Genomic DNA, 11223 nt, shown 5'->3' on the forward strand with positions numbered 1-11223 from the left:
TCAGCGCAGGACTTCGAGCAGGCGGTCGAGCCCGCCTTCGTTGATGGCCACCATGGCCTGCGCGCGCACGGCGGGCTTGGCGTGGTAGGCCACCGAGAGGCCGGCCACACCCATCATGGGCAGGTCGTTGGCGCCGTCGCCCATGGCGATGCACTGCGAGGGCTCGATGCCCAGCAACGAGGCCACCTCGAGCAGCGTGCGGCGTTTCTCGGCACCGTCGCAGATGTCGCCCCAGGGCTGATCCACCATGTGTCCGGTGAGCTGCCCGCAGTTCGGGCCGCTTTCCACCTCGAGCACGTTGGCGCGGGTGAAGTCGATGCCCAGCGTCTGGCGCACGCGCTCGCTGAAAAAGGTGAACCCGCCCGAGACCAGCAGCACCTTCAGGCCGGCGGCCTTGCAGGCGCGCACCAGCTCGGCCGCGCCCGGGTTGATGCGCAGGCGCTCGGTGTAGACCTGCTCCATGTCGGCGATGGTCACGCCGCGCAGCAACGCCACGCGCTTGCGAAGGCTGTCCTTGTAATCGGTGATCTCGCCGCGCATGGCGGCCTCGGTGATGGCGGCCACCTCGGCCTTCTTGCCCACGGCATCGGCGATCTCGTCCACGCATTCGATGCTGATGAGCGTCGAGTCCATGTCGAAGGCAATGAGCTTGAAGTCGCTGAGCTTGAGTGGAGGGGTGAAGCCCTGGACGGTGAGGCCGGGGGTGAATTCGGTGGCGGTGGTCATGGGTTGGATGAGGCTAAAGTTCTTGTCATTCAAGAGGGAATGCGATGCAAATTGTTCACTGCACGAACGCTCAATTGGACGTGCTGTCCGAGCTGTTCAACGACTATCGGATCTTCTACAAGCACGAAAGCGATGTGTTGGCTTGCCGGAACTTTATCGCGCAAAACATCGAGCAGCGACGTTCAAAGATCTTTCTGCTGCTAAGCGATGAAGGCAAGCCGCTGGCTTTTTCCCAGCTGTATCCAGCAGTCTGCTCCCTGGCACTGCGACCTTACTATTACCTGTCCGATCTGTATGTTGTGGCGTCGGAGCGGAAAAAGGGCCATGCGCGGCATCTGATGGGCTATCTGACCGAGCACTTCGCGCAGCTTGGGGCGCAGCGCCTGACGCTGGACACGGCCACCACCAACAAAGCGGCACAGTGCCTGTACGAGTCACTGGGGTACGTGCGGGAAGACGTGTACATCACCTACCACCAGACGCTGGGTTGACAACAGGCGCTTCGACGGGGGACTTCAGCGTCCCCAAACTGCGCAGCACGTCGCGCACCAGCTGCACGCGGTCCTTCACCTCGGGCAGGGGGCGTTCGATGCGCAGCTTGTCGTTGCCGGCGAGCTTGATGTGGCGGTTCTTCTGGATCAGTTCGATGATGCGCATCGGCTCGAACGGCGGGTTGGCGCGGAAGGTGATGTTCGTCACGCCCGGTGCCGCATCGACTTTGACGACACCATAGGGTGTGCTGATGCAGCGCAGGCGGTGCACGTCGATCAGCGTCTGCGCCTGTGGCGGCAGCTTGCCGAACCGGTCCACGATTTCTTCGAGCAGGGCATCGACCTGGTCGGTGGTCTTCGCTGTGGCCAGCTTCTTGTAGAAGGACAGGCGCAGGTGCACGTCGCCGCAGTAGTCGTTGGGCAGCAAGGCGGGGGCGTGCAGGTTGATGTCGGTGGTCACCGACAGCGGTGAGAGCAGGTCGGGCTCGCGCCCGGCCTTGAGCGAGCTCACCGCTTCGCTGAGCATCTCGTTGTAGAGCTGGAAGCCCACTTCCAGCATGTTGCCGCTCTGGTTCTCACCCAGCACCTCGCCCGCGCCGCGGATTTCCAGGTCGTGCATCGCCAGGTAGAAGCCGCTGCCAAGTTCCTCCATCTGCTGGATCGCGTCCAGCCGCTGCGCCGCCTGCTTGGTCAGGCCTTCGATGTCGGGGACCATGAGGTAGGCGTAGGCCTGGTGGTGGCTGCGGCCCACGCGGCCGCGCAGCTGGTGCAGCTGCGCCAGGCCGAACTTGTCGGCGCGGCTCATCACGATGGTGTTGGCCGTGGGCACGTCGATGCCGGTCTCGATGATGGTGGAGCACAGCAGCACATTGAAGCGCTGCGCCACGAAGTCGCGCATCACGCGCTCCAGCTCGCGTTCGGGCATCTGACCGTGCGCGATGGCGATGCGCGCCTCGGGCAATATCTCTTCCAGCTTCTGGCGCCGGTTCTCGATGGTCTCCACCTCGTTGTGCAGGAAGTAGACCTGACCGCCGCGCTTGAGTTCGCGCAGCACGGCTTCGCGGATCACGCCGTTGCCCTCGTTGCGCACGAAGGTCTTGATGGCCAGGCGGCGCTGCGGTGCCGTGGCGATCACGGAGAGATCGCGCAGGCCTTCGAGCGCCATGCCCAGCGTGCGCGGGATCGGCGTGGCGGTGAGCGTGAGCACGTCGACCTCGGCGCGCAAGGCCTTCATCTGTTCCTTGTGGCGCACGCCGAAGCGGTGTTCCTCATCGATGATGAGCAGGCCCAGGTCCTTGAACTTCACGCTTTCGCTGAGCAGCTTGTGCGTGCCGACCACGATGTCCACCGAGCCGTCGGCCAGGCCCTTGGCGGCGGCGGTGATTTCCTTGGCCGAACGGAAACGGCTCATTTCGGCCACCTTCACGGGCCATTTCGAAAAGCGGTCGGACAGCGTCTGGAAGTGCTGTTCGGCCAGCAGCGTGGTGGGCGCGAGGAAGGCGACCTGGCGCCCGCCGGTGACGGCCACGAAGGCAGCGCGCAGGGCGACCTCGGTCTTGCCGAAGCCCACGTCGCCGCAGACCAGACGGTCCATGGGGCGCGGGCTGATCATGTCCTGGATCACGGCGTGGATGGCGGCCTTCTGGTCGGCGGTTTCCTCGAAGCCGAAGTCGTTGGCGAACACCTCGTAGTCCTGCGCGGAGTAACGGAACGCATGGCCCTGTCGCGCGGCGCGGCGCGCGTAGATGTTGAGCAGTTCGGCGGCGGCGTCGCGAACTTGCTCGGCTGCCTTGCGCTTGGCTTTCTCCCACTGCCCGCTGCCCAGTTTGTGCAGCGGCGCCTCGTCGGCGCTCACGCCGGTGTAGCGGCCGATCAGCTGCAACTGGCTGACCGGCACATACAGCACGGCCTTGTCGGCGTATTCCAGGTGCAGGAATTCCTGCAGCGCGGGGCTGCCGTCGGGGTTCTTCTCCCCCATGTCCATGTTGACCAGGCCGCGGTAGCGGCCGATGCCATGTGCGTTGTGCACCACGGGGTCGCCCAGGTTGAGCTCGGACAGGTCCTTGATCAGCGCGTCGACGTCGCTGACCTGTTCCTGCTTCTTGCGCCGGCGCGTGGTGGGCCCGGCGGCGAAGAGTTCGGTCTCGGTGACAAAGTCGATGCCGTCGTCCAGCCAGGAGAAGCCGACCGCGAGCGCGGCGGTGGCGATGCCGGTCTTTTCGTCGCTGGCCTGGAACTCGGCGAGCGAATCGAAGGCCGGTGGGTTGACGCCGCTGGCGCGCAGGAAGTCCAGCAGGCTTTCGCGCCGGCCATCGCTTTCGGCCAGCAGCAGCACGCGGTGCGCGGTGTTGCGGATGTGGGCCTGCAGGCGAGCGAGCGGGTCTTCGGCGCCGCGCACCACGGACAGGTCGCCCAGCTTCTGCACGTGCGCGCCGTGTTCGATCTCCTGTTGCGCCGGGCGCACCACGTACTGCGCGTGCTGGTTGGCGCGGGTGTAGAACTGCTCGGTGCCCAGGAACAGCGCTTCGGGCGGCAGCACCGGCCGCTCGGTGTCGCCGCGCAGCAGGCGGTGTCGGTCCTTGGTGTCCTGCCAGAAGCGCTGGAAGGCGGGCTCGAGGTCGCCGTGCAGCACCACGGTTGCGTCCGCGCCGAGGTAGTCGAACACGGTGGCGGTGTCGTCGAAGAACAGCGGCAGGTAGTACTCGATGCCGGCGGTGGCCACGCCGTTGCCGATGTCCTTGTAGATTCGGCTCTTGGTCGGGTCGCCTTCGAGCAGCTCGCGCCAGCGGCTGCGGAATTTGGCGCGCGCCGTGTCGTCCATCGGAAACTCGCGCCCGGGCAGCAGCCTTACCTCGTTCACCGGGTACAGGCTGCGCTGGCTGTCGGGGTCGAAGGTGCGGATGCTGTCGATCTCGTCGTCGAACAGGTCCACCCGGTAGGGCACCAGGCTGCCCATGGGGAAGAGGTCGATCAGACCGCCGCGCACCGCGTACTCGCCGGGGCTCACGACCTGCGTCACGTGCTGGTAGCCCGCCAGGGTCAGCTGGCCCTTGAGTCGGGCTTCATCCAGCTTCTGCTTGACCTTGAAGTGGAAGGTGTAGCCGGCCAGAAAGGAGGGCGGCGCGAGCCGGTACAGCGCGGTGGTGGCGGGGACGAGCACCACGTCGGCGCCGGTGTCCTTGTCGCGCTGCGAGATGCGCCAGAGCGTGGCCAGGCGTTCGCTGATCAGGTCCTGGTGCGGCGAGAAGGTGTCGTAGGGCAGCGTTTCCCAGTCGGGGAAGAGGGCGCAGCGCAGGCCGGGCGCGAAGAACGCCATCTCGTCGATCAGGCGCTGCGCATCGTTGGCGTCGGCGGTGACGATGGCGGTGAGGCGGCCGGCGGCCTTCTCGCGCTCGCCCAGCTGGGCCAGCATCAGGGCATCGGCCGAGCCGCCGGGGTGCGGCACGGTGTGGCGTTTGCCGGGGATGAGTTTGGGCAAGTCCATGGGAGATGGAGGGGCGTGCGGGGTGGACTTGAGTGCGTGGTGGGCCAGTGCGGCCATGACGAACACCCCCGACCGGGAGGGCGGGGGTGTGAGGGCTGATTTTAGAATGCAGGCACACCATGCCCCATGCCGACACCGAATTGACCCGCCCGGGCGCTCCCCGATACCATGCGCTGCTGCCCTGTGCGGGGACCGGCACCCGAGCCGGCACCGACATCCCCAAGCAGTACCAGCCGATCGCCGGCCAGCCCATGGTGATGCACACCCTGGCGGCCTTGCGAGCCGTGGCGCGCCTGCAGGGCTGTGTGGTTGTCATCGCACCCGACGACGCTTTCTGGGCCTCGCCGCCCGTGGGCACCACGCTGGCGCGCTGCGGCGGGGCCACGCGCGCCGAGAGCGTGTTCAACGGCCTGCAGGCTTTGCGCGAGCAGGGTGCAGACGCGCACGACTGGGTGCTGGTGCACGACGCCGCGCGCTGCCTCGTCACGCCGGCCCAGGTGGATGCCCTGATCGATGCCTGCTGGAACGACGCCGTGGGCGGACTGCTGGCGCTGCCTTTGCCGGACACGCTCAAGACCGAAACCGGTGGGCGCGTGGCGGCCACGGTGGAGCGCGCCGACAAGTGGCTGGCGCAGACGCCGCAGATGTTTCGCCTGGGTGCCTTGCAGGCCGCGCTGGCGGCCACGGCGCCCGGCGGCTTCGCCGGTGTGACCGACGAGGCCAGCGCCATGGAGATGGCGGGCCATCGGCCGCTGCTGGTGCGCGGCAGCGCGCAGAACTTCAAAGTCACCTACCCCGAAGACTTCGCACTGGCCGAAGCCGTGCTCAGGAGCCGATCATGAAGACCACCTCCCTTCCATCGTTGCGCATCGGCGAGGGCTGGGACGTGCACGCCCTGGTGCCCGGGCGGCCGCTCATCATCGGCGGCATTCGCATCCCCCACAGCCAGGGCTTGCTCGGCCATTCCGATGCCGATGTGCTGCTGCACGCCATCACCGACGCGCTGCTGGGTGCGGCAGCGCTGGGCGACATCGGCCGCCATTTCCCCGACACCGACGAGCGCTTCAAAGGAGCCGATTCCAGTGTGCTGCTGGCCGAAGCGGCGCGCCGGGTGCGCGAGAAGGGTTTCGAGATCGGCAACATCGACAGCACCGTGATTGCGCAGGCGCCCAAGCTGGCGCCCCACATCGCTGCCATGTGCGAAGGCATCGCCCGCACGCTGGGGCTGGCGCCCGGTCAGGTCAACGTGAAGGCCAAGACGGCCGAGAAGATCGGCCCCGTGGGGCAGGGCCTGTCGATCGAGGCGCGCGCCGTGGCGCTGCTCGTCAAGACGGCGCCTTGACCAGCTTCATGTGGGCCGCCAGGCCCCCGGTGCTGCTGTTGGCCAGCGCGAAACGGCCGCCCATGCGCGCGATGGCTCGGTCCACGATGGCCAGGCCCAGGCCGGTCCCGGTCGCGGCCGAGCGCGAGACGTCGCCCCGGTAGAAGGGCTGGGTCAGCTGTTCGAGCTGCTCCGGATTGACGCCTTGCCCGTGGTCGCGCAGCTTGACCAGGACGTGGTCGTCCTTGGCCTTGGCCGCGATGTCGATCTTGGCGATGCCGGTTTCCGGGTCGCGCCCGTAGCGCATGGCGTTCTCGATCAGGTTGGAGAACACGCGTTGCAGTTCCACCGCGTCGCCCATCACGGCGGTGTCGCGCGGGATGTTGGTGGTGATGTAGGTGTTCGGGTCCTGGCCGACCGAGAAGATCGCGGCGTCTACCACCTGATTGAGGCTCACGCGCTCGGGCTTGAGGTGGTCGGGGCGGGCGTAGTCGAGGAACTTGTCGATGATCGCGTTGACCTGGTCGATATCGGCCGCCATGTGCTCGCGCGCTTGCGCGTCGTCCACGCTCATCTCGGTTTCCAGGCGCAGGCGGGCCAGCGGCGTGCGCAGGTCGTGCGAGATGCCGGCGAGCATCAGGGCCCGGTCCTGCTCGATCTTGGAAAGCCGCTGGGCCATGCGGTTGAAGCCGATGTTGACCTCGCGGATCTCGCTGGTGGCCACGGCTTCGTTGAGCTGGCTGGCGTTGAAGTCGCCTTCACGCACGCGGCTGGCCGCGAACGAGAGCTTCTTCAGCGGCCGGTTGATCAGGCGCGCGATCAGCGCCGCGCCCGTGAGTGAGAGCAGGGCGGCGGTGCCCAGCCATATCAGCCAGGTGGTGCCCGCCACCGGGCCGATGCGCGAGGGATCGGTGAGCAGCCAGTAGGGGTCGCCGTCGATGGTGAAGCCGATCCACAGGCCTGGCGCGCCATTGACTTCGCGCGCCACCAGGGTGTCGGGCCCGAGCCGGCCCCGCAGGCGCTCGGCCACGTTGCGGCTCAGTGCATCGGTGTTGTAGAGGCGGAAGGTGTCGGTGGGCTCACGCGGTGCGATGCGCAGGCCTTCCTCACTGGCCAGGGTCTTGATCAGCGAGACCCGGGCGATGGCGTCCGAGTGCACCAGGGCGGCCCGGCTGAGGTTGACCAGCGAGGCCAGCTGGTTCGCGCTCTGCAGCGCCCGCGGCTCGTACTCCAGCGCGCGGAAGGTCTGCAGCCAGGCGACGGTGCAGCCGACCAGCAGCAGCGCCAGAAAGAAGAACGTGCGCCAGAACAGGCTCACGCCCCGCGAGGGACGCATGTCCAGCGGGGCGGGCGCTGTCTCCAGCGAGGCCGGCTGGGTCTCGAACGGAACGCGTGACTCGTCGGACATCAGGCATTGCCATCGGGCACGAAGACGTAACCCACACCCCAGACGGTTTGCAGGTAACGCGGCGAAGCGGCGTCCTCTTCGATCAGCTTGCGCAGGCGGGAAACCTGCACGTCCAGGCTGCGGTCAAAGGGCTCGAACTCGCGGCCGCGCGCCAGCTGGGCCAGTTTTTCGCGCGACAGGGGCTGGCGCGGGTGGCGCACCAGGGCCTTGAGCATGGCGAATTCGCCGGTGGTCAGCGGCAGGTCGGCGCCTTCCTTGCGCAGGGTGCGCAGGCTCAGGTCGAATTCGAACGGGCCGAACTTCACCACTTCCTGGTCCTGCGACGGTGCGCCAGGCACCTCGGTGGGTGGGCGGCGGCGCAGCACGGCGTGGATGCGGGCCAGCAGCTCGCGCGGGTTGAAGGGTTTGCCCAGGTAGTCGTCGGCGCCGACCTCCAGGCCCACGATGCGGTCCACATCCTCGCTCTTGGCGGTGAGCATGATGATGGGCGTGCGGTCGCCATTGGCGCGCAGGCGGCGGCAGATCGACAGGCCGTCTTCGCCGGGCATCATCAGGTCGAGCACGATGATGTCGACCGAGTCGCGTTGCAGAACCCGGTTGAGGGCCTTGCCGTCTTCGGCCAGCATGACCTCGAAGCCTTCCTGCATGAGGTAGCGGCGCAGCAGGTCGCGGATGCGGACGTCGTCGTCGACGACCAGCACTTTGTTGGGACGGACAGTGGTTTGTGGCATGGGAGCAACTTCCGTTAAATGTAACAAACTCGATTGTGGCAGCGCCAAGTGCTTGTCAGCACTCATTTTTTATTTTTATGACACGCTGTTACAGATGTTGCCCACATACTCCGCCGCTTCACCTCGCCCACATCACACAATCGGCGAATTGACCATACTTGAGTGCACCATGAAATCGTATCTGTCGAGTGGTTTGTTGCTAGTCACCCTGGGTTCGGCCTACGCCGCGCCGGGCGATCAGCGCGTGCATCCGATGCCCTCGGATGCGCCGGTGGCCGTCATGCCGATCTCGGCCGACGAAAGCGACCCACGCAGCACGATGCGCTTGCGCGATGCGCTGCGACAGCCCTTCGATGACATGGACGACAGCCGCAAACCCTACCGACTTTCGGTGGAGGAGCGCCAGCGTCTGCGCGAACAGCTTCGCGACCAGCCGCATCACGACTTCAAGTTCAAACCATGACCCTGTCTTCCTCGCGTCGCTTCTCCGGTTCCTCTCTTTCTTCCCGCTTTCTTCTCCCCTCCATGCTGGCCCTCGGGCTGGGCTTGAGCGCTTCGGCGATGGCCCAGGTCACGGTGCCCGTGCCTGCCAACGTGGTGAACATCGCCGCCAGCGGTTTCCTGGAGGTGCCCCAGGACTGGCTGAGCATGAGCCTGAACACCACGCGCGAGGGCAGCGACGCCGTGACGGTGCAGAACCAGCTCAAGCAGGCACTCGACGCCGCGCTGGCCGTGGCCCGCGCCAACGCCAAGCCGCAGCAGCTGGAGGTCCGCACCGGCCAGTTCAGCCTGTACCCGCGCTACAGCAGCAACGGCAAGATCAACGGCTGGCAGGGCAGCACCGAACTGGTGCTCGAAGGGCGCGACTTCGCCCTCATCAGCGCCACCGCCGGCAAGATCCAGACCTTGACCATGTCGGGCACCAGCTTCTCGCTCTCGCGCGACGCCCGCCGCAAGCTCGAATCCGATGTGCAGGCCCTGGCCATCGAGCGCTTCAAGGCCCGCGCCGACGAGGTCAGCAAAGGTTTCGGCTTTGCCGGCTACACCTTGCGCGAGGTGTCGGTGAGCTCGGCGGACCAGGAAGTGCGCCCGTTCCAGCCGCGCGCGATGGCGATGGAGGCCAAGGCCGCGATGTCGGACGCCGCCGTGCCGGTGGAAGCGGGCAAGTCCACGGTCAACGTGACCGTGTCGGGCTCGATCCAGCTGCGGTGATGCACCTCAATGACAAAGGCCCGCATCGCGGGCCTTTTTTCTTTGGGGCGGGCCTTTACTGCGCCGCCCAGCCTCCGTCCATGTTCCAGGCCACGCCGCGCACGTTGTTGCCGGCCGGGGAGCAGAAGAACACCGCCAGTTCGCCCAGCTCTTCAGGTGTGGTGAACTGCGTGGACGGCTCTTTTTCACCCAGCAGCTGCCTGGTGGCGTCCGCGTTGGAGATGCCTTGGGCCGCGGCCTTGGCGTCCACCTGCTTCTGCACCAGCGGGGTGAGCACCCAGCCCGGGCAGATCGCGTTGCAGGTGACGCCGGTGGTGGCGTTCTCCAGCGCCGTGACCTTGGTCAGGCCCACAATGCCGTGCTTGGCCGCGACGTAGGCCGACTTCTCGGCCGAACCCACCAGCCCATGCACCGACGCCACGTTGATGATGCGGCCCCAGTTGGACTTGAGCATCGCGGGCAAGGCCAGTCGGCTGGCGTGGAAGGCGCTGCTGAGGTTGATGGCGATGACCGCGTCCCAGCGCTCGACCGGAAAGTCTTCCACGCGCGCGACATGCTGGATGCCGGCGTTGTTGACCAGGATGTCCACCTGGCCGAAGGTGCTGGCCGCGAAGGCCATCATGGCCTCGATCTCGGCCGGTTTGCTCATGTCGGCGCCGTGGTAGGCGACCTTGGCCCCCAGCGCAGCGATCTCCGCCTTGGGGCCTTCGGCATCGCCGAAACCGTTGAGCACGATGTTGGCACCCTGGCGCGCCAGGGCCTTGGCGATGCCCAGGCCGATGCCGCTGGTGGAGCCGGTGACGAGGGCAGTCTTGTTGGCGAGCATGAAGTGAACTCCAGTTCCAGTACGATGGGTTGAAAAGCGCTCAAGGCATTATCACGGACGCCTCCAGGCGCCCGCTTCGCACTGTCACACCATGCAAGAACCGAACCTCCAATACCTTCCCGTCACCGGACCTGTGGCCCGCACCGGCGAGCCGCGACGCATGGCTTATTGGGACTGGGCCAGTGCTTCGGGCGACAGCCGTCATGTGGTGGTCTGCGTGCATGGTCTCTCGCGCCAGGGGCGCGACTTCGACACCCTGGCACGCGCCTTGGTCGAACGCTGCCGCGTGATCGCGGTCGACGTGACCGGGCGGGGCCACAGCGACTGGCTGGTCGATCCCATGGCCTACCAGGTGCCCACCTACGCGGCCGACCTGGCAGCCCTGCTGATGCATCTGCGGGCTGCGAACCCGAAGGCCGTGATCGACTGGGTCGGCACCAGCATGGGCGGTCTGATCGGCATGGCGATCGCGGCCCAGCCCGCCTTGGCGCCACGCCGCCTGGTGCTCAACGATGTGGGGCCAGCCATCCAGTGGGAGGCGCTGCAGCGCATCAGCACCTACCTGGGGCAGAACCCCTCGTTCGACAGCGAGCAGGCGGCCCTGGATTACCTGGCCTCGATTTCCACCGGCTTCGGCCCCCACACGCCAGCGCAATGGCGGGCGCTGTCCCTGCCGCTGCTGCGCGAGCGCGATGGGCGCTGGTGGCTTCACTACGACCCGGCCATCGCCATGCCGGTCAAGGCCTTGACCGGCATGGCCGACGAAGCACAAGCCCGGCAGATCGCCCGCGACGGCGAGGCCACCCTCTGGCAGCTGTACGACGCCATCACCGCGCCCACCCTGCTGCTGCGCGGCGGGCAGTCGGACTTGCTCTCCGAGGCCACCGCCACCGAGATGGGCCGGCGCGGTCCCAGGGCGCGCTGTGTGGTTTTTGACGGGGTGGGCCACGCGCCGACGCTGGTGGCCGATGATCAGGTGGCCGCCGTCCGGGACTTCCTCTGGTCCGACTGAGCGGTGGGTTGT

11 protein-coding genes are annotated in these 11223 nt (G+C 67.0%); 6 read left to right on the forward strand and 5 right to left on the reverse strand.

What is annotated here, in order from left to right:
- A complete protein-coding gene (serB, locus tag ACODTB_RS06290) occupies nucleotides 1-726 on the reverse strand; it encodes a phosphoserine phosphatase SerB (protein ID WP_291120265.1) in 726 nt (241 codons plus the stop codon).
- A gap of 44 nt (nucleotides 727-770) precedes the next feature.
- Here serB and ACODTB_RS06295 point away from each other — a divergent pair, with 44 nt between their 5' ends.
- Nucleotides 771-1217: a GNAT family N-acetyltransferase gene (locus ACODTB_RS06295; RefSeq protein WP_291120263.1), complete on the forward strand. Its 447-nt coding sequence runs from the start codon at nucleotides 771-773 to the stop codon at nucleotides 1215-1217.
- Here ACODTB_RS06295 and mfd read toward each other — a convergent pair.
- Nucleotides 1192-4701 carry a transcription-repair coupling factor gene (mfd, locus tag ACODTB_RS06300; RefSeq protein WP_291120260.1) on the reverse strand — a complete coding sequence of 1170 codons (3510 nt, stop codon included), beginning with the start codon at nucleotides 4699-4701 and terminating at the stop codon, nucleotides 1192-1194. The two genes, ACODTB_RS06295 and mfd, sit on opposite strands and share 26 nt — an antisense overlap.
- A 119-nt stretch (nucleotides 4702-4820) precedes the next feature.
- On the opposite strand from mfd, the gene ispD reads away from it, so the two are divergent.
- A complete protein-coding gene (ispD, locus tag ACODTB_RS06305) occupies nucleotides 4821-5543 on the forward strand; it encodes a 2-C-methyl-D-erythritol 4-phosphate cytidylyltransferase (protein ID WP_291120257.1) in 723 nt (240 codons plus the stop codon).
- A complete protein-coding gene (ispF, locus tag ACODTB_RS06310; RefSeq protein ID WP_291120254.1) occupies nucleotides 5540-6043 on the forward strand; it encodes a 2-C-methyl-D-erythritol 2,4-cyclodiphosphate synthase in 504 nt (167 codons plus the stop codon). The genes ispD and ispF overlap by 4 nt, the downstream gene beginning before the upstream one ends.
- Here the strand turns inward: ispF and ACODTB_RS06315 are convergent.
- Together ACODTB_RS06315 and ompR are read right to left on the reverse strand one after the other, a co-directional pair.
- Nucleotides 6027-7430 (reverse strand): sensor histidine kinase, encoded by a 1404-nt coding sequence (locus tag ACODTB_RS06315; protein ID WP_488929178.1) that lies wholly within the window; start codon nucleotides 7428-7430, stop codon nucleotides 6027-6029. The two genes, ispF and ACODTB_RS06315, sit on opposite strands and share 17 nt — an antisense overlap.
- Entirely contained in the window at nucleotides 7430-8161 is a 732-nt protein-coding gene (gene ompR, locus ACODTB_RS06320; protein WP_291121876.1) for an osmolarity response regulator transcription factor OmpR, read from the reverse strand. The genes ACODTB_RS06315 and ompR overlap by 1 nt, the downstream gene beginning before the upstream one ends.
- A gap of 169 nt (nucleotides 8162-8330) precedes the next feature.
- Between ompR and ACODTB_RS06325 the strand changes: the two genes are divergently transcribed.
- Nucleotides 8331-8624 carry a hypothetical protein gene (locus ACODTB_RS06325; protein WP_291121875.1) on the forward strand — a complete coding sequence of 98 codons (294 nt, stop codon included), beginning with the start codon at nucleotides 8331-8333 and terminating at the stop codon, nucleotides 8622-8624.
- Between the two features lie 62 nt (nucleotides 8625-8686).
- On the forward strand, nucleotides 8687-9373 hold the full coding sequence (locus ACODTB_RS06330; RefSeq protein WP_488929197.1) for an SIMPL domain-containing protein: 687 nt from the start codon (nucleotides 8687-8689) through the stop codon (nucleotides 9371-9373).
- A gap of 55 nt (nucleotides 9374-9428) precedes the next feature.
- Here ACODTB_RS06330 and ACODTB_RS06335 read toward each other — a convergent pair whose 3' ends face one another.
- Nucleotides 9429-10199 carry a 3-hydroxybutyrate dehydrogenase gene (locus ACODTB_RS06335; RefSeq protein ID WP_291121874.1) on the reverse strand — a complete coding sequence of 257 codons (771 nt, stop codon included), beginning with the start codon at nucleotides 10197-10199 and terminating at the stop codon, nucleotides 9429-9431.
- 91 nt (nucleotides 10200-10290) lie between these two features.
- Here ACODTB_RS06335 and ACODTB_RS06340 point away from each other — a divergent pair, with 91 nt between their 5' ends.
- Nucleotides 10291-11211 (forward strand): alpha/beta fold hydrolase, encoded by a 921-nt coding sequence (locus tag ACODTB_RS06340; RefSeq protein ID WP_291121873.1) that lies wholly within the window; start codon nucleotides 10291-10293, stop codon nucleotides 11209-11211.
- Nucleotides 11212-11223 lie beyond the last annotated feature (12 nt).

This window comes from Hydrogenophaga sp. FG152 (genome assembly GCF_057809615.1).

Excerpts from the sequence above, each read along its gene's own strand:
- serB (WP_291120265.1), bottom strand. The coding sequence starts at position 726 with ATGACCACCGCCACCGAATTCACCCCCGGCCTCACCGTCCAGGGCTTC.
- ACODTB_RS06295 (WP_291120263.1), top strand. The coding sequence starts at position 771 with ATGCAAATTGTTCACTGCACGAACGCTCAATTGGACGTGCTGTCCGAG.
- mfd (WP_291120260.1), bottom strand. The coding sequence starts at position 4,701 with ATGGACTTGCCCAAACTCATCCCCGGCAAACGCCACACCGTGCCGCAC.
- ispD (WP_291120257.1), top strand. The coding sequence starts at position 4,821 with ATGCCCCATGCCGACACCGAATTGACCCGCCCGGGCGCTCCCCGATAC.
- ispF (WP_291120254.1), top strand. The coding sequence starts at position 5,540 with ATGAAGACCACCTCCCTTCCATCGTTGCGCATCGGCGAGGGCTGGGAC.
- ACODTB_RS06315 (WP_488929178.1), bottom strand. The coding sequence starts at position 7,430 with ATGTCCGACGAGTCACGCGTTCCGTTCGAGACCCAGCCGGCCTCGCTG.
- ompR (WP_291121876.1), bottom strand. The coding sequence starts at position 8,161 with ATGCCACAAACCACTGTCCGTCCCAACAAAGTGCTGGTCGTCGACGAC.
- ACODTB_RS06325 (WP_291121875.1), top strand. The coding sequence starts at position 8,331 with ATGAAATCGTATCTGTCGAGTGGTTTGTTGCTAGTCACCCTGGGTTCG.
- ACODTB_RS06330 (WP_488929197.1), top strand. The coding sequence starts at position 8,687 with ATGCTGGCCCTCGGGCTGGGCTTGAGCGCTTCGGCGATGGCCCAGGTC.
- ACODTB_RS06335 (WP_291121874.1), bottom strand. The coding sequence starts at position 10,199 with ATGCTCGCCAACAAGACTGCCCTCGTCACCGGCTCCACCAGCGGCATC.
- ACODTB_RS06340 (WP_291121873.1), top strand. The coding sequence starts at position 10,291 with ATGCAAGAACCGAACCTCCAATACCTTCCCGTCACCGGACCTGTGGCC.